The organism is Micromonospora sp. RL09-050-HVF-A, assembly GCF_019374995.1.
GTDB classification, from domain to species: domain Bacteria; phylum Actinomycetota; class Actinomycetes; order Mycobacteriales; family Micromonosporaceae; genus Micromonospora; species Micromonospora antibiotica.
Map to the genome: position 1 here is coordinate 5144286 of NZ_JAGKQP010000002.1, position 17282 is coordinate 5161567.

At 70.6% G+C, this 17282-nt stretch carries 17 protein-coding genes and 1 pseudogene; 7 read left to right on the forward strand and 11 right to left on the reverse strand.

Features of this window, described 5'->3' with window-relative positions; translation table 11 throughout:
* The first annotated feature begins 148 nt into the window (after nt 1-148).
* The 4 genes from J7462_RS22825 (at nt 149) to J7462_RS22840 (ending at nt 3306) form a co-directional block, all read left to right on the forward strand.
* Nucleotides 149-781 carry a TetR/AcrR family transcriptional regulator gene (locus J7462_RS22825; RefSeq protein WP_308290995.1) on the forward strand — a complete coding sequence of 211 codons (633 nt, stop codon included), beginning with the start codon at nt 149-151 and terminating at the stop codon, nt 779-781.
* Between the two features lie 11 nt (nt 782-792).
* Nucleotides 793-1185, forward strand: coding sequence for a PPOX class F420-dependent oxidoreductase (locus J7462_RS22830; protein ID WP_219466354.1), 393 nt, complete (start codon nt 793-795; stop codon nt 1183-1185).
* Nucleotides 1186-1385: 200 nt separating this feature from the next.
* A complete protein-coding gene (locus J7462_RS22835; RefSeq protein ID WP_308290996.1) occupies nt 1386-2780 on the forward strand; it encodes a glycoside hydrolase family 6 protein in 1395 nt (464 codons plus the stop codon).
* Nucleotides 2781-2883: 103 nt separating this feature from the next.
* Nucleotides 2884-3306, forward strand: a complete 423-nt coding sequence (locus J7462_RS22840; protein WP_219466358.1) for a nuclear transport factor 2 family protein — start codon at nt 2884-2886, stop codon at nt 3304-3306.
* A gap of 25 nt (nt 3307-3331) precedes the next feature.
* Here the strand turns inward: J7462_RS22840 and J7462_RS33720 are convergent.
* The 3 genes and pseudogenes from J7462_RS33720 to J7462_RS22865 form a co-directional block, all read right to left on the reverse strand.
* Nucleotides 3332-4482 (reverse strand): annotated as a pseudogene (locus J7462_RS33720) (MFS transporter); the annotation flags it as partial.
* A 509-nt stretch (nt 4483-4991) separates the two neighbouring features.
* Nucleotides 4992-5555, reverse strand: a complete 564-nt coding sequence (locus J7462_RS22860) for an NADPH-dependent FMN reductase (RefSeq protein WP_219466361.1) — start codon at nt 5553-5555, stop codon at nt 4992-4994.
* A gap of 43 nt (nt 5556-5598) precedes the next feature.
* The gene (locus J7462_RS22865) at nt 5599-7029 is read right to left on the reverse strand and encodes a DHA2 family efflux MFS transporter permease subunit (protein ID WP_219466363.1); all 1431 of its coding nucleotides are present in this window, start codon (nt 7027-7029) and stop codon (nt 5599-5601) included.
* Between the two features lie 81 nt (nt 7030-7110).
* On the opposite strand from J7462_RS22865, the gene J7462_RS22870 reads away from it, so the two are divergent.
* The 3 genes from J7462_RS22870 to J7462_RS22880 all read left to right on the forward strand — a co-directional run bounded on the left by J7462_RS22870 (nt 7111) and on the right by J7462_RS22880 (nt 9097).
* A complete protein-coding gene (locus tag J7462_RS22870; protein WP_219466365.1) occupies nt 7111-7572 on the forward strand; it encodes a MarR family winged helix-turn-helix transcriptional regulator in 462 nt (153 codons plus the stop codon).
* Between the two features lie 109 nt (nt 7573-7681).
* Nucleotides 7682-8857: a metallophosphoesterase gene (locus J7462_RS22875; RefSeq protein ID WP_219466367.1), complete on the forward strand. Its 1176-nt coding sequence runs from the start codon at nt 7682-7684 to the stop codon at nt 8855-8857.
* Nucleotides 8858-8899: 42 nt separating this feature from the next.
* The gene (locus J7462_RS22880) at nt 8900-9097 is read left to right on the forward strand and encodes a hypothetical protein (RefSeq protein WP_219466371.1); all 198 of its coding nucleotides are present in this window, start codon (nt 8900-8902) and stop codon (nt 9095-9097) included.
* A gap of 35 nt (nt 9098-9132) precedes the next feature.
* Here the strand turns inward: J7462_RS22880 and J7462_RS22885 are convergent, their stop codons facing one another.
* From J7462_RS22885 to J7462_RS33410, 8 genes are all read right to left on the reverse strand, one after another.
* Nucleotides 9133-10095 carry an ABC transporter permease subunit gene (locus tag J7462_RS22885; RefSeq protein ID WP_219466374.1) on the reverse strand — a complete coding sequence of 321 codons (963 nt, stop codon included), beginning with the start codon at nt 10093-10095 and terminating at the stop codon, nt 9133-9135.
* Nucleotides 10092-10982 (reverse strand): ABC transporter ATP-binding protein, encoded by an 891-nt coding sequence (locus tag J7462_RS22890; protein ID WP_219466375.1) that lies wholly within the window; start codon nt 10980-10982, stop codon nt 10092-10094. Before J7462_RS22890 ends, J7462_RS22885 begins: the two co-directional genes overlap by 4 nt.
* Nucleotides 10979-11377 carry a GntR family transcriptional regulator gene (locus J7462_RS22895; protein WP_219466379.1) on the reverse strand — a complete coding sequence of 133 codons (399 nt, stop codon included), beginning with the start codon at nt 11375-11377 and terminating at the stop codon, nt 10979-10981. Before J7462_RS22895 ends, J7462_RS22890 begins: the two co-directional genes overlap by 4 nt.
* Before the next feature lie 281 nt (nt 11378-11658).
* On the reverse strand, nt 11659-12087 hold the full coding sequence (locus J7462_RS22900; protein WP_219466383.1) for a hypothetical protein: 429 nt from the start codon (nt 12085-12087) through the stop codon (nt 11659-11661).
* Between the two features lie 96 nt (nt 12088-12183).
* Nucleotides 12184-12354 carry a hypothetical protein gene (locus J7462_RS22905; RefSeq protein WP_219466386.1) on the reverse strand — a complete coding sequence of 57 codons (171 nt, stop codon included), beginning with the start codon at nt 12352-12354 and terminating at the stop codon, nt 12184-12186.
* 477 nt (nt 12355-12831) lie between these two features.
* Entirely contained in the window at nt 12832-14094 is a 1263-nt protein-coding gene (locus J7462_RS22910; RefSeq protein WP_219466391.1) for an ATP-binding protein, read from the reverse strand.
* A 139-nt stretch (nt 14095-14233) separates the two neighbouring features.
* Nucleotides 14234-14800 (reverse strand): hypothetical protein, encoded by a 567-nt coding sequence (locus J7462_RS22915; RefSeq protein WP_219466394.1) that lies wholly within the window; start codon nt 14798-14800, stop codon nt 14234-14236.
* A gap of 94 nt (nt 14801-14894) precedes the next feature.
* Entirely contained in the window at nt 14895-17243 is a 2349-nt protein-coding gene (locus J7462_RS33410; protein WP_219466397.1) for a DEAD/DEAH box helicase, read from the reverse strand.
* Nucleotides 17244-17282: the final 39 nt, after the last annotated feature.

Below are 17282 nucleotides of genomic sequence, written 5' to 3' on the forward strand. Positions count from 1 at the left end.
CGCTGTCGCCGTGTGTGGGCGCTGTCGCCGTGTGTGGGCGATGTCGCCCCGATCCGGCGCCGGGAGGTGGGGCGGGCCTCGGCGCAACCATGATGTGGAATGCTTCTTCCACTTGGAATTTTTATTCCATTTGGCTAGGCTCCGGCAGGTGAGCGATCCGCCCCCCACCCTGCGCCGCGACGCCGAGCGCAACCGTCAACTGCTGCTGCGCACCGCGTACGCGCTGATGGCCACCAACGGCCTGGAGGTGTCGTACGAGGACATCGCCCGGGCGGCCGGCACCGGGATGGGCACCGTCTACCGCCGTTTCCCGCAGCGGCAGGACCTGCTGGACGCCCTGTTCAGCGAGCACATCGACCGGGTCGTCAGCTTCGCCGAGGAGGCCGCGCGCCACGACGACGCCCTCACCGGGCTCACCTGGTTCCTCGAACGGCAACTGGAGATCGAGGCGCAGAGCCGGGGGCTGGGGGAGCTGCTCCGGGGGCGCGACCAGGCCACCGCCCAGGTGCAGCGGGCGCACGAGCGGATGACCCCGTTGGTGGCGGGCCTCGTCGACCGGGCCGTACGGGCCGGGCAGTTGCCGGCCGGCGCGACCCCGGCCGACTTCGCCGCCGTACACCTGATGGTGGGCAGCGTCATGGACGCCTCCCGCGCCTTCGCCCCGCAGTTGTGGCGGCGCGCGCTGCGGATCGCCCTGGCGGGCCTGCGCGGCGCCGACCTGTCCGACGACCCGCCGCAGGAGTCGGTCATCGCCCGGCTCTACCACCACACCCCGAGATGAAGGCGCAGCCCATGACGGCTCTCCCCGACGACCTGACCGCGGTCCTCCGCGGCACGGCGATCTGTTTCGTGACCACGCTCATGCCGGACGGGTCACCGCAGATTTCCCAGACCTGGGTCGGCACCGACGGCGAACACGTCCTCGTCAACACCGTGGACACCCACCAGAAGACCCGCAACGTCCGGCGCGACCCGCGCGTCGCCCTCGGCGTCGCCGACCCCGCCGCCCCGGCCCGGTACTGGGCGCTGCGCGGCAGCGTGGTGGACATCGCCACCGCCGGTGCCCGCGAGCACATCGACGAGTTGTCCCGGAGATACCTCGGCCGTCCCTATCCCGGTTTCGGCGGTGGCGGGCAGCAGCGCGTCGTGCTCACCGTCAAGGTCGACCGGGTGCACACGCCGTGACCCGGTGAGCGGGGCCGCCTTCCGTTCCCGTCGCCGGGCCTCCACACCGGCGGTACGCTGCCGCCCGGCCCGTCCGGACCGTGAAGTTGGTCGATGCCCCAATGAGCGGGCCGTACGTCTTGGCAGCGGCGCGTGCCTCGGCTACCGTCGTGGGAACGCTCCCATGTAGAAACATCTATGTGACCAGGAGGCAATACGTCGTGGCTACCCTCTCCTCGCTCCGCCGCAGATCGGTGGCGGCCTTCAGTGTGGCGGCCGTCGCGGGCGTCACCGCCGCCGGCGTCTGCCTCGCCGGCGGCACCGCCTCCGCCGGGACGATATCCGGACCGCTCTACCGTGACCCGACCACGGCCGTCGTCCGCTGGGTCTCCGCCAACCCCGGCGACTCGCGGGTCGGCGTCATCCGGGACAAGATCGCCAGCCAGCCGCAGGCCCGGTGGTTCGCCAACTTCAACCCGTCGACCGCGCAGTCCGAGGCCGCGTCGTTCGTCGGCGCCGCCAACTCCGCGCGGCAGATCCCGGTGCTCTCCATCTACGAGATCACCAACCGGGACTGCGGTGGGGCCAGCGCCGGTGGGGCACCCGACCTCAACCAGTACCAGACCTGGGTGTCGAACTTCGCCCGGGGGCTGGGCAACCAGACGGTCATCATCATCCTGGAGACCGACTCGCTCGCCCTGCTGACCTGCCTGAACAGCAACGAGATCAACGCCCGTAACCAGGCGATCTCGACGGCCACCCGGACCCTCAAGGCGGCCAACCCCAACGCCAAGGTCTACCTCGACGGCGGCCACTCCACCTGGAACAGCCCCAGCGAGACGGCCAACCGTCTGCGCGCGGCCGGCGTCCAGTACGCCGACGGCTTCTTCACCAACGTGTCGAACTACAACCCCACCTCCAGCGAGGCGAACTTCGGCCGGAACGTCATCAACGCCCTCAACGGCATGGGCCTGTCGGGCAAGCGTCAGGTCATCGACACCAGCCGCAACGGCGGTGCCAGCGGTGACTGGTGCGGCGACGACAACACCGACCGCCGCATCGGGCAGTACCCGACGACCAACACCGGCGACAACAACATCGACGCGTACCTGTGGGTGAAGCCGCCGGGCGAGGCCGACGGTTGCCGCTACACCGCCGGCTCGTTCCAGCCCGACCTGGCCTTCAGCCTGGCCAACGGCGCACCCAACCCGCCCGTGACGACCCCGCCGACCACCCCGCCGCCCACCACGGCCCCGCCGACGACCCCGCCGCCCACCACGGCCCCGCCCACCACGCCGCCGCCCACCACCCCGCCGCCTGCGGGCAACGGCTGCACCGCGTCGGTGGTGGTCAACCAGTGGAACGGCGGCTTCACGGCGAGCGTGACGGTCACCGCCGGCGCCACCGCCCTCAACGGCTGGAACGTCAGCATCAACCTGCCCGGTGGTGCCAGCGTCACCAGCACCTGGAGCGCACAGTCCAGCGGCACCAGCGGGACCGTCCGGTTCACCAACGTGAGCTACAACGGGCAGGTCGGTGCCGGGCAGTCGACCAACTTCGGCTTCCAGGGCAACGGCACCGGCCCCGGTGCGACCGCCACCTGCGCGGCCAGCTGACCCCACCCGAACGACGACGGCCCGACGCGGAAGGGTTCTCCGCGTCGGGCCGTCGTCGTTCGGCGTCCCCCCGCTCCGGCTCGTCCGCAGGCTAAACTGGAGGGTGGACCTCACACACCAGGAAATCTTCCAACGGTACGTCTACGCCGGTGCGGTCACCCGGGACCCGGATGCGATCGCCGCGTTGTTCACCGAGGACGGCGTCTACGAAGCACCGCTGGTTCCCGCCGGCCATCCGCTGCACGGCCGACTGGTCGGTCGGGCGGCGATCCGGGCCGGGACCAACGCCTACCACCAGCTTCCGACCCCCGAGGGCACGGTGAACCTGACGCGCTCCGCCCACCTCCTGCACGACACTCCGGACCCCGACGTGTTCATCGCCGAGATCGACGTCGCCTTCGACGGGACGGACGGGCAGCAGACGACGATGTCGCTCGTGCAGATATTCCGACTCCGCGCCGGGCAGATCGCCGTGCTCCGCGACTACTTCACCGAGCCGCCATCCGACGCCCCCGCCGGTCGGTAGCCCAGTCGGGCACCCCGGGCCACTGCTACAGGGCGGCGCGGCGTAGCGCGGCGCGGGACAGGAACACGGTGACGGCACCCACCGCGATCACCGCGTGCACGAGCAGGGCCGTGGCCATGCCGAAGCGCGCCGCCAGGACGCCGATCAGCAGGTTGCCGAGGGGGATCGAGGCGAACGCCACCAGCGCCAGCACCGCCAGCACCCGGCCCCGGTACTGCGGATCGCACCACGACTGCAACAGGGACGTGCCCAGGCTGGCGGTCACCCCGAGTAGCGCGCCGAGCGCCATGAAGATCGCCACCGCGAGGGCGGTGGAGTCCGCTGCGGACAGTGCGACGAGCAGCGCGGCCTGCACGAGCAGCGCCACGCCGAACACCGGCCCGGCCGCCCGCCGGGCCGGCACCACGATCAGGGCGAGAGCACCGATCGCCGAGCCGACAGCGAAGCCGGTGAGCAGCAGCCCCGCACCGCCCTCGTCGAGCCCGCGGTCGCGGGCGAACAACGCCAGCCCGACGTTGAGCACCCCCGCGCAGCTCAGCTCGTTGAGGAACAGCACGAACATCAGGCTCCGCAGCCGGGTGTGCCGCCAGGCGTAGGCCAGACCGGCGCGGACACCGGAAGCCCCGGCGCGGGAGGGTTGCTCAGGCACCGACTTCAGCGGGGGCGTGGGAAGAGGGCGGGTGGCAGCGACGGCAGCCATCGAAAACAGGTACGAGACGGCGTTGACCAGCGCGACCAGCAGGCCCCGCCCAGGGCGAGCGCATAGGCGCCGACCGGTCCACCCGCCGCCTGCCCGCCGCGTAACGCCAGGGAGTAGAGGGCGTTGCCCCGGATGAGATCGTCCCTGGCCAGGAGTTGGGGTCGCAGCGCGGCCGAGGCGGGGACGAAGAACGCTCCGGTCACCGATAGCGCCCCCGCAGCCAGTAACAGCACCCACCACGGGCCACCGCCCAGCAGCGCGACGGCCGCGCCGACCATGACGACGGCGGAGACACCGTCGCTGACGATGATCACCTTCCGGCGGCTGTGCCGGTCGGCGACAGCCCCTCCGTACAGCAGCACCGCCAGGCGGGGCAGCGTGGCCAGCGCCAGCAGCAGTCCTGCCACGTCCGGGCTGACGGTGCTGGCCAGGGTCCAGGACAGGGCGATGTACCAGGCGGCGTTACCTACGGAGGACAGCCCGGTCCCGGTGACGAAGGCGAGCTAGTTGGCACCGAAGATGCGGCCCGAAGGCGGCGACGCCGGCACCCCGGTCCGAGCGGCGGGCCCAATGGCCGATCCCATCGCCTCTCCTCCCTCCGGGACTGGGCTCCGTCTCATTCCCCGCCGGAGAACGCCCCAACCCTCGCGTGGGCGGTCAGCGCATCCCTTGTGGACCGGACGGGGAGGGCGGCGGGAGCAGGTCAGGCCGCAGGGGCGAGGACGACGGTCTTGCCGGACAACTCACCCGCGCCGGCCTGGGCGTGCAGCGCGGGCAGGTCGGCCAGCGCCACCCGTCGGTTGACCTCGACCCGCAACTCACCGGTGCCGACGGACGGAAAGCGGATCTACGGCAGACCGACCAGCGGCGCCGGGCCGCCGAGAAGTGGCGACGGTAGCTCCCGCCGGACGCCCCGTGGACGTCCCGGAGCGTCACCGGCAGCGCAACGGTGGGGTGCCGTCGTCGACGGCACCCCACCGGCCGGTCACTTCTGGCGCAGCGTGGCCAGGGCGCCGCCCCAGGCCACCACCTGGTCCAGCATCCGGTGCAGGATGGGCTCCTGGTGCTCGGCCGGCAGCACCTCGCCGTTCGGGCCGAACTCGGTGAAGTAGTTCAGGGTGACCTGGTCACGGACACCGGCGACGTGCAGCTCCGCCAGCACCAGCCGCAGGTGCTCGACGGCCCGGATCCCGCCGTGGAGGCCGTACCCGACGAAGCCGGCCGACTTGTCGCGCCACTCCGAGTAGAGGTAGTCGATGGCGTTCTTCAGTACGCCCGGGTAGGAGTGGTTGTACTCCGGGGTGACGAAGACGTACCCGTCGTAGCGCGAGATGGTCTCCGCCCAGCGCCTGGTGTGGTCGCCCACGTAGTTCTCCGGTCCCATCGCCGCCGGCACCGCCTCGTCGAGGTGCGGCAGGTCGTGGTCGGCCAGGTCGACGATCTCGTAGCTGGCGTCTCCGCGCTGCGTGGCCAGCTTGTGGACCCACTGCGCCACCGCCTCGCCCCGCCGTCCCGGGCGGGTGCTGCCGATGATGATGCCGATACGCATTGGTTGACCTCCTGATTGTTGGACGTGCTCAGCGGTGCCCGGGTCACTTCGGCCCCGTCCGGCGGGCGCCTCGTTGCGCCCGGGTGAGCCAGGTGGCGAGGACGAGGGCGACGGCGGCCATCCCGGTCAGCCACCAGAAGGTGCTCCGGAACGCCGCGGCGACCTCGACCTCGGATCGGGCGTCGGCCAGCGCGTCGGCGAGTACCACGACGCAGAGCGCGCTGCCGACGGCGCCGCCGACCCGGGACAGGATGTTCACCTGCGCACTGGCGTCCGGCATCTGGTGGGACCGGACCCGGGCCAGCGCGGCGGAGACCACCGGGGATCCGGCGAGGGCCAGGCCGACACCCCGGACCACCTGGAGGGCCTCGACGAGGACGACGTTCGGATCGGACGGCAGGACCGCCATCGGGACGGTGCCGGCGACGGTGACCACGAGCCCGACCACGGTGACGATGCCGCCGCCGTGTCTGTCGGTCAGCCGTCCGGCGACCGGGAAGGTGACCGTGGCGCCGAGGCTGAACGCCATCAGCAGCAGACCGGTGTCGATGATGCCCCTGGCCATTGCGAGTTGGAAGTACAGCGGCATCACGATCAGCCCTCCGAAGAGTGCCGCGCTGGAGAAGAAGATGGTGCTGGCGGCGGCGGCGTAGACCGGATCCCTGGTCAGTCGCAGGTCCATCAGCGGCTCGGCGGCGCGCAGCGACCGGTGGACGAAGAGCACGAGCGCGACCAGCGCGACCGCCAGTGGGGCCAGCACGGCCGCCGCGAACAGCCCGCGCCGGTCCATCGCTGCGGTGACGGCGTAGGTGAGCAGCGGCAGCCCCAGGGCGACCAGGAACAGGGCCGGCACGTCCGGCCGGGCGGCCCGACCGGCCGCACCACGCGGAACGACCCGCAGGGCCACCAGCAGCCCGACGATCCCGATCGGCACGTTGACCAGGAACATCCAGCGCCAGGAGAAGTTGTCGATGAGTAGGGCGCCGATGATCGGGCCGAAGGCCGGGGCCAGGATGGCCGGCACGCTGGACACGGCGATCACCCGACCCATCCGTCCGCTCCCCGCGACCTGACCGAGGATGGCCATTCCGGTGGGGATGAGCAGTCCGCCGGTCAGCCCCTGGAGCACCCGGGCGGCGATGAGCGTGTCGGCGCTGCGGGCGAGCGCGCAGAGCGCGGAGGTGAGGGTGAATCCGGCCAGCGCCCAGAGCCAGAGCCGACCGGTGCCGATCCGCCGGCTGACCCAGCCGCAGGTGGGCAGGGCCGCGGCGAGGGCGAGCAGGTAGCCGCTGTTGATCCACTGCATCTCGGTCAGTGAGGCGTCCAGTTCCCGACCGATGATCTCGATGCCCACGTTGACGAGCGAGGTGTCCAGGCCGGTCATCACCGAACCGGACGCCAGGACGACCGCGACCCGCCACACCGGGGCGGGAACCGCCGTGGTGGGGGTCCGTCCCGCGCTGCCCACTGTCATCGCCGCCCCATCACAGATCGTTGGACAACCAACGATAATCGCCAGGTCGTTGGAAGTCCAACGTTTAGCTACACTGGTCGGGTGAGTGAGCACGAACCCGCTCAGCAGCCGGGGGCCCCGCCGGCTCGGCTCCGGCGGCTGACCTCCTGGCTGCTCCACCACGGGGCGGCCCGCGCGAACCGGGTCGTCGGGACGCACCTGGACCGCCCCGGCGACCGGATGCGGTACGGCATCCTTGCCGCGCTCGACGAGTTCGGCGGGATCAGCCAGGCAGAGCTGTGTCGCCGGCTGGGCATCGACCGGGGCGACGCGGTCACCACGCTGAGCGGGATGGAGACCGACGGCCTGCTCCGCCGGGAACCCGACCCGGTGGACCGGCGCCGCAACGTCGTTCACATCACCGACGCCGGAACCGCCCGGATGCGGGAGATGGACACACTGGTCGACGCCGCCCAGAACGACCTGCTCGACCGGTTCACAGTGGCCGAACGCGCCCAGTTCAGCGCCCTGCTGCGCCGCCTGGTCGACATCCCGCCACCCTGAGCTGCCAGGTCGCCGGCACACCGGTCACGCCACCGGTGGGCAGGTTGCCGGCATGGTCGATCCAGCCCGGGGCGTGTCATGCTGCACGGACCCCGACGGGAGGACGACGATGGCTTCTGGCGATGCCGTACAGGTGCGGCCGGCGCGAGGGCTGCTGCGACCTCTGCTGTCCGGGGCGACGCTGATCGCGGTCCTGGCGTTGCTGTTCGGGCTGCCGTGGTGGACGTTGACGGTGGCGGCGCGCTGGCCGACGCCGGTGGTGAACGCCGGCACGGCCGTGTTCGTGGTCGCGGTGGTCGCATTCCCCGTTCTGATGTATCTCGGGCACGGCCGCCGGCGGCTGGATTCGGCGGCGCGCATCGCGGACTCACTGCTTGGCCTGGTCTGGATCCTGTTCGTCTGGACGCTGATCGCGAACGTGCTCCGGCTCCCGCTCGCCGTGGCGGGAGTCGCCGATCCGGTCCGGTCCCGGGCCGTGGCGGTCGGTGCGGCGTTCGTCTCGGTCGTCCTGGCCATCTGGGGGTACGCCGAGGCGATGCGGGTGCCCCGGGTCCGGCGGGTGGACATCACCATCGACCGGCTGGGTGCCGGTCTCGACGGGGTCCGGGTCGTGCTACTGACCGACACCCACTATGGCCCGATCGACCGGGCCCGCTGGTCCGCCCGCACGATCGAGGTGGTCAACGACCTGGCCCCCGACATCGTCTGCCACACCGGCGACATCGCCGACGGCACGGTCGACCAGCGCCGGGCGCAGGCAGCGCCGCTGGGCACCGTGCAGGCCCGGCTGGCCCGGGTGTACGTGACGGGCAACCACGAGTACTACGGCCAGGCGCAGGGCTGGGTCGACCACATGCGGACCCTCGGCTGGGAGCCTCTGCACAACAGGCACCTCGTGGTGGAGCGGGGCGGCGCACGGCTCGTCGTGGCCGGGGTCGACGACGTGACCGCCGCCGCGTCGGGCGTGGCCGGTCACCGCGCCGACCACGCGGCGGCGCTGGCCGGCGCCGACCCGCAGCTGCCTGTGCTGCTGCTGGCGCACCAGCCGAAGCAGATCGACGACGCGGTCGCGGCCGGTGTGGATCTGCAGCTGTCCGGGCACACCCACGGCGGCCAGATGTGGCCGTTCCACTACCTGGTCCGGCTCGACCAGCCGGTCGTGCAGGGCCTCAGCCGGCACGGTCGGACCCAGCTCTACACGAGCCGGGGGACCGGTTTCTGGGGCCCACCATTCCGGATCTTCGCGCCGAGCGAGATCACCCTGCTCACCCTCAGGTCTGGTTAGGCGACTGCCGGCGCCCACGAATCCCTTCGAATAGTCGCCGACGTGACCGGCGAACACCACGCCCGCCGGTACGCCGCACTGCTCCTCGCCAGCGCCGACGGCATCGCCGGCATGGAACTCACCGGTCAGCTCGAAGGCGACAAATGGCGTACCACCGCCGAAGAGTTGATCGACACCCTCGTCACCATGGTCGCCGCTCAAACCCACGGAAGCGCCGTGGAAGCGACTGGCAGTTCCTGACCCGTTCCCTCTGGGATCCCGGTGGGACCATCTGGTCAGAACGTGGGGCGGCGGATCCGCCAGAAGACCAGCGCCAGCAACAGCAGGGCCAGCGCGACGAACGTGGCGGTCTCGATGGCCTGGAAGGTCCAGTAGCGTTCGACGGGTTGGTAGACAGCCCACCGTTGGATGCCGTGGTCGTGGAGGTAGACGGTGGGGTCGCCGCCCCCCTCCCGGGCCCTTCCCTCCATGATCACGGCGTCGAGGCCGGTGATGTGGCGGCCGTTGGCGTCGACGAACCCCTGGTCGAGGACCATGTCCCGGGCACTGGTCGTACCGTCGGTGATGTCGCCCGCTCCCGGCACGAAGGCCTGGACGTGGGTGACCGGCGTGCGGAAGTGCGGGCGGATCCAGCCGGCGACGGTGAAGCGTACGGCCAGGAATGCCACGAACGCCACGGCGGCGGCCGGCAGGCTGCGGCGCAGCACCGGCCCGGCTGCGACGCCCAGCGCGAACGCGAACAGGGCGTACGCCATGGGCACGACTCCGGTCAGGTCGAAGCCGGTGATGTCGAACCCGCCCAGCAGGTCGAGTGGCTGCCGGTACCAGGCGACCACCGTGGACAGTCCCGCCGCGAGAAGGACGCTGACGGTGCCGAGTACCAGGATCTTGACGGTCAGCCAGCGCCGGCGCGGCACCGCCTGGGTCCAGGCCAGCTGCCAGGTGCCCGCCTCCAGCTCCCGGGCGAGCAGCGGCGCACCGAGGAAACCGCCGATCGCGTACGGGACGAAGTTGAGCAGGATCAGCACGGTGGTGCTGTAGCCGTGGTCCTGCTGTAGCCGGGCCAGCGCGGATCGGCAGCCCTGGTCCAGCGGTGGCACCAGGCAGTGTGTCGGACCCATCGGGAACAGGGCGTGCATCGGCCGGCCGAGGACGAACAGCGCCACCGCGACGACGCCGACGAAGACCGTCAGTGCCAGGACCTCGGTACGGTGCTGACGCCACATCATCCACGTCATGCGGTCTGCTCCCGGTGTTCGGCGTCGAGGCCGGCGGGCCGGCGCAGATAGGCCAGCACGAGCTCTTCCAGCCCGACGGGGTTCGCCTGCCAGCCGGGTATGACCGGCGTTGCCGCCTGGCGTACCAGCATGGTGGTGTGCCTGTCGCTGTGGCTGACCTCGACCACGGACGGGCCGTGAGGGTCCGCCCCGACCCGTGGACCCAGGAGCAGCCGGTGTTCGGCCAGCAGCGAGTCGATGTCGCCGTCGAGTACGACCCGGCCGTGGTTGATCACCACGAGGTGGTCGCAGACCCGTTCCAGTTCGTGGATGGCGTGGGAGGAGAACAACACGGTCAGCTGGCTGTCGGCGACCGCGCCCATCAGGGTCCGCTGGAACTCCTGCCGGGCCAGCGGATCCAGGCTGGACAGTGGCTCGTCCAGGACCAGCAGCTCGGGTCGCTTGGCCAGCGCCAGCGTGAGCGCCACCTGGGACTGCTGCCCGCCGGAGAGCGCGCCGGCGCGGGCGTGCAACGGGATGCCCAGTTGGGTCAGGCGTCGCGCGGCCAGCCCGTGGTCGAAGCGTACGTTGCAGGAGCGGCCGAAGCGCAGCAGGTCCGCCACGGTGAACTGGCGGTAGAGCGGGTGGTCCTGCGCGAGGAAACCGATGCGGGTCAGGGCCCGCACACTGTTGGTGGCGGGCGATTCGCCGAACACCTCGACCGATCCCGTCGTCGGCGTGAGCAGCCCGACCGCCAGGCGCAGCAAGGTGGTCTTGCCGGCGCCGTTCGGGCCGACCAGGGCGCTGACGCGGCCGGGGGGCAGCTCCAGGGTGCAGTCGCGCAGGGCCCAGGCTTTGCGGTACCGCTTGCCGAGGTTCCTGGTACGCAGCGCGGGGTGGGCCGTCATGCTGACTCCGCAGTCGTCTTGGTCTGGTGGTGGACGCTGGCGAACAGCGCGGCGATCGCCTGATCGTCCAGCCCTGCGGCGTACGCCCTCCGCAGCCAGGTCTGCAGGCCGCTCCGCAAGGAGGTGTAGGTGGCCGGGGGCACCGCAGCCGGCAGCGCGTCGTTGACGAACGTGCCGTGGCCTGGCCGGCCGGTGACGAGGTTCTCCTGCTCCAGCTGGCGGTATGCCTTCGCCACCGTGTTCGGATTGATGGCCAGCGACTCGACGACCTCCCGGATCAGGGGCAGGCGGTCACCGGGTCGCAGGAAACCCAGCAGGACAGCCTGCTGGACCTGGTGGACCAGCTGCAGATACGGCGGTACGCCGGAGCCGGTGTCGAGCCGGAAGTGGAACATCGAGCCTCCCTGCTTTACTAGGGTAGTAGTAAAGCGGTAGGGCTCGCCCGCCGTCAAACCGCGTCACCGCGTACTCGCCGAGACGCAGCTCGACCCGCCGGAACCGGCGCGGGCCGAGGGCGTCCGCGCGGTCGCGGCGGCGGCACGCCGGGAGCTCGGGCTCGACGGCGGCCGGTGTCGCACCCGGTACGGCTGCTGGAGGCGCACGGGGTGATCGTGTTGTCCCTGCCGGACACCGTCGAACGGGTCGACGCGTTCTCACCCTGGCTCGGGTGCGTCGCCTACTCAGGCGGTGTGGCGGTGGGTGCTGTCGGTTCGACGTGGTGGCTGTCCCACACCCACTGGTCGTCGTCGTGGTCGGTCAGGGTGCTGCATCGGTAACGCAGGAGGTCCACGTCCGTGCTCGGATCTTGGCCGCCGGGATGGGGAGGTGTCGGGTCCAGCGCCACGTCCGTGTTGTAGACGAGCCGGTCGGCCAGTCGGTGGTCACGACGGAATCCGGTGCGCCACTGTGAGTCGCCGCCCCAGCCGTGCGACAGGTCGGCCGCCTGCCGGTACCGCCGCCGCCACGCCCAGTACAACGTCGAGTTAGCGGCGAGTACGGGATCCAGGTGGCGGGCACCGGCGCGGACGCTCACGCCGCCCCGCATGAGCAGCAGCGACCCGAGCAGGCACCCCGGCCACCACTGCCCGGCCAGCACCGGCGGCAACTGCGGATCGTCCGCCGGCTCGACCTCGACGATCTCGTGCAGGAACGGATGGAACCCTTCCCCCGCTGGGAACGTGCCGCCGATCGCCGCGACGAACTATTGGTACGCCGAGGACGGGAGCCAGTCCGTGGGATCGTCGGGATCGGTGGCGTGGGGCTGGCTGGGCAGGATCAGTAATTCCATCACCCTGCTCACCGCGTACAACGTCCACAGGTCCTCGTGCGCCAGCGCGACGGCGGCCATCTGCGGCTCGCCGACCTGCCGCAATGCCGTCAGGATCGACGGGTGGGTAGCAACCCGCGGGTCGAGGACGTCCCGATCCCATGCGCTGCCGCTGTAGTCGAGGGTCGGCGCGAACAGGCCGAAGCTGACCCCCTGCCACGCTGTGGGGAGTGCCTGCGCATCGATCGATGGCGTTTGAGTGCGCTCCTGGGCTGGGACAACGGCGATCCGAGGAACGTGGGTTACTCTCTGACATCCCAGGTGAACCTGCGGGGTCGCTAGACTCGGCGCTCACGCCCTCGTAACTCAGGGGGATGGAGCATCGGTTTCCTAAGAATGGCCTCCGCCGGTGTTCGCAGGCCGATGACCTGCGGCTTCTTACTTCTTGGCCTCGTGTGCCGGTCGCTGCGGGGCGCTGCTGGGATCGCTTACTGAAGATCAGCAGGGCCGCGCCCTTTCGGTCCTCGAAACCCTTCAGTCCTCGATGGCCCTGACCGGTTGAGGAGTGACCTGCGGGCGAGGTCAGTCTGCTGCCGGGGCGGGAACCTGCCACAGGGTACTGACCGGCATGGCGCGGAGTTTGTCGCCGAACGGCAGTGTGGCGGTTCCGGTGTGAAGGACGATGCCGGCGATGAAGTCATTGCCGAGGCGGTCGGCGAGTCGGCGTAGCCCGCGGAAGTCGTCGGGTCCGACGGTGGTGGCTGCTTTGACCTCGATCCCGACCACCTGCCCAGCTCGGTTCTCGAGCACCGCGTCGACTTCGTACCTGCTCTGGTCGCGGTAGTGGGACAGGTCGACGGGCTGCTCGGACCAGGTGAGCTGCCGGGACAGCTCGGACAGGACGAATGACTCGAGTAACGGGCCGAACGGTGCGCCCGGCCGGAGCAGTGCCCGGGCGTCGGTCGCGATCTCGTTGGCGGCGATGCCCGAGTCGACGAAGATCAGTTTGGGCGCGGCGGTGGCGCGGGTGCCCAGGTTGCGGGACCAGCCCGGGATCCGTTTGATCAGGAAGATCTCTTCCAGGGCCTGGAGGTAGCGGGCGATCGTCGGCCGGCTGAGTGAGAGGGCGGACTCGAGGGAGTTCGCGGCGATGATTGACGCGGATCTGGCCGCGAGGAGGCGTACCAGCTTGCGTAGCTCGCCCTTGTGCTGGATGTCGGACAGCTGGCGGACGTCGCGGTCGATGAGCGCCTGGACGTAGGCGTCGAGGAACCGTTGGCGGCGGCGCGGGTCGGTACGGGTGGTGGCCTCGGGTAGGCCGCCGCGCACTATCCTGGCCGCGTAGTCGGCACGGGTGACGTCCGACTCGTGTCGCAGGTCCGGACCGAGCGTGAAGACGGCGTCGATGAATCCGTCCGGCGCTGCGTCGAGTTCGCCTTGGGAAAACGGCCAGAGTTCGACGGTCTCCATCCGGCCGGGTAATGCGTCCGGGGCGGCAACCATGCCGAACAACCGTGACGAGCCGGTGAGCAGATACCGGCCCGGACGGGGGTCCTCGTCGACTGCTGCCTTGATGGCCAACAGGAGTTCCGGAGCGCGCTGAATCTCGTCGATGACCAGGAGTTCGGCGGAGTCCACGAATCCGACCGGGTCGGCGATCGCCGCCGCCCGGTCCTGGGCCCGATCAAGATCGCGGCGCTCGGCCAGGCGATCGCCGGCAACGAGGCGGACCAGGGTGCTTTTGCCTGCTTGCCGTGCTCCGTTGATCAAGACGACGCGGGTGTCTGCCAAGGCGGCATTGACCTGCGCGGCGGCGCGGCGGGGGATCAGCTGCGGTGTGGGCACGGCGTCATCTTAACGGCCAAACTTTCGATCTGCGGGACCCTGGATTTCGATTTGCGGGATAGTGTGCGTTCGTTATGCGGTCATCTGGTGTTCGATCTGCGGGCCCCGTCAGCGGGGCGGCCGTGGAAGAGATCCGCGACTACGTCGCATTACTGCCGGTCGCGACGAGCTCGGGGAAGGTGCCCTCCCAGCGCTGGCGGAGTTGGGGTGGCAGCCAGAGGATGGGCCAGAGCCGTCGGAGGAGGTCGGCGTCGAGCCAGGTGTTCAGGTCCTCGACGGTGCTGGCTTCGGTGAGTACCACCTTGTACATACTGGCCAGGCGTGCGGGCCCGTCAAGGTCGTACTCGGCATGCCCGGACCAGTCGAGGTGACGCGGAAGCGTCACCGTGCCTTCGGTCGGGCCGCGCAATTCGGCGAGGCTTTCGGCCACCACGTAGGGCTTCCGGTCACCGTAGGGTCGGTAGTCCGCCGGCGGCTGAGGTGGTGTCCGGCGCCGGCTGATGTTGGTCGCCCGCCGGACTTCCGGTCGGAGTGCCTGACGGATCGTCTCCCGGCTGTACCCGGTGACCCGCTGCAGGTCGACCGGCCGCCAGCCGGCCGCGTGGAACGCCCGTAGCTGCTCGTCCCGTTCGGTCAATGCCTGCGCCCGCGTCGCCTCGTACCGGGAGACAACCGCATGCAGCTCATCCTCGGAGAACCGACCCATGCAGTCAGCCTACTACGCTAGGCCCAGCGCGCTTGGCCTTCTCCGTATCTCGGTGACCGGCGGGACCAGCCAAGGTGATCATGATCGGATGCACTCATGTGCGGGTGAAACCGAGTGCCCGGTATCCGGGCATGCGGCGTGGGAGTGAGGCGGCGAGGATGGGGGTGGCCGGTTCGTGGTAGTCGTGAACCTCGGCGAGGTCCTTGCCGGGCGCGGCGCGGATGACACGGCCGGCGCACTGGACGAGTAGGCCGTCGTAGGAGATCGGGCCGGCGAGGAAAAGGGTGTCGAGGGCGGGGGCGTCGAAGCCTTCACCGATGAACGGTGTGGTGCCGATGACCAGCAGCCCGTCGCCGGCTTTCGCGCCGTCGAGCCGGTCAACGACGCTTCGCCGATCACTGGTGCTCATCGCGCCTTGGAGGACGAGCGCTTGGTGTCCGCGTGCGGCGAGCAGGGCGGCGAGTGTCTCAACCTGGGCGACCCGCCGGGTCAGGACGAGACAGTTTCGGCCACGGGCCAGGGCTGCGGCGACGTCATCGGCGATCTGGGTGTTGCGGGGCTCGTCGACGGCGAGTCTTCGGTGCACCTCGGCGAGCGCGCCGGGGGCGTCAAGGTCGATGTCGCCGGGCTGGAAGTTGGTCTCGTGGATGAACAGCGCTCGACGGGGTCCGGCGTCGGCGTGTATCGCTGCGGCGAGGGTGCCTTGTTCTTCGTCGGTCAGGGTGTGGCGGACGGGCCCGAGTTGCCAGGTGGCGAGTTGGCCGAGGCCGTCGCGTCGGGTGGGGGTGGCGGTGAGGCCGAGCCAGAACTGCGCGGCGATCCGTTTGACCGAGTGCTCGTACGCGGCGGCGCCGAGGTGGTGGCATTCGTCGACGATGACGTGCCCGTACCCCTGGGTCAGGGTGGCGACGTCGTCGCGCCGGGCCAGGGAGGGCAGCAGTGCGATGTCTACCGTGCCGGTGAGTTTGCGTCGGCCGCCGCCGAGTTGACCGGGCTTGATGCCGAGGAACTGCTCGACGCGGGTGCGCCATTGGTCGGCGAGGGCTTTGCGGTCGACGAGGACGAGGGTGGAGGTGTTGCGTTCGGCGATCACGGCGCAGGCTATGACGGTCTTGCCGGAGCCCGGTGGGGCAACCAGGATCCCGTCGTCGTGGGCGAGAAGCGCGCCGACCGCGTTGGCCTGCCTGCTGGTGAGTTCGGCGGTGAACGCGGTGTCGATCTCGCTCCCGGAGTTCCGTGCGTCCGTGACGGCCAGCCGGGATCCGGCGCGCTCGACGATCGTGGCGATGGTGTGCCGCACGCCCCGCGGGAGGACCAGGTGATCATCGAGGGTGAGGTCGTAGCCCTGGATGAAGCGTGGGGTGTCCCAGGTGGACTTGCGCAGTCGCTGCAACTCGTAGAACTTCGGGTTGACCATGGCAGCGGCGTGCTTGAACGTCGCCAGTGCGGCGGGGGTGAGCTGCCTGGCGTCGATGCTCAGCCCGGCACCGACTTCCGCGTGGACCACCGAAGGGAGCGGTGGGTGGACCTGGGTCGCGGCGGACCGGCTCATCGTGGCGACGTCGGCACCGGTGGTGGCCTGCTTGGCCTGCCGGGCGATCCGTTCGGCGTCGCCGGGGCTGAGCCGGTCTAGCGTTGACAGGAACGCCCACTGGTCGGCGTACGGCTCGAGCGTGCCGAGGTCGAGGAAGGTGGTCAGTCCATCCTTGCGGCGGAGGCCCTGCAGCGGTGCGGCGATGAGGTTGCCGAAGCCGCCCTCGGGCAGGACGTCCTGGTTGGGGAACAGCCGGTCGTACGACCGCAGGTCCATCGACCCGCGCAGCACCATCGCCTCACGCAGCAGGACCGTGCCGACGGCCCGCGCGGTGGCCGCAGGAACAGCACCGGTGAAGAAGATCCACACGTGGGCGCCGCGGCCGGACTGGGAGATCTCCATCGCGGCGGGCACCGCGCTGGCTCGTGCCGCTTTCACGTAGGCGAGGGCGTCGAGCATCGCCGTTGGCCCGTCGAAGTCGGCCACGACGAAGTGGCAGGTGTTGCCGGGCATCAGTGGGTACAGGCCCATGAACACGTCGCCGACCAGATGCGCCGCGACGACCTCCGTCGTCCGGGGCAGGTAGGCGGCACCCCGCCGGTCCATCCCCTTACGCCAGCCACCGGCGACCGCGGGCATCCACCCGGCAGCGCCGGTACGGGCACTCTCCCACCGCACGGCGTACACGTCGGCCCGGGCCCGAAACCGGTCGGCGAACAACGCCAGCTTGTCCCGAGTCGGTGAAGCCATGGTGACCAGTCCAGGCGGCTCAACCGGCGCGGACAACTGCTCCGGCGCCGCAGTCGTGTCCTGACCGCGCAGATCCAGCAGACGTCCCAGCCGGGCGTTCTCCACCCGTAACCGCTCCACCTCCCGGTGAAGATCAGCGAACCCGGCCACCGAACCCACGCCGACCATCCTCGCGTATCGGGCTCCGAACACCCCGAC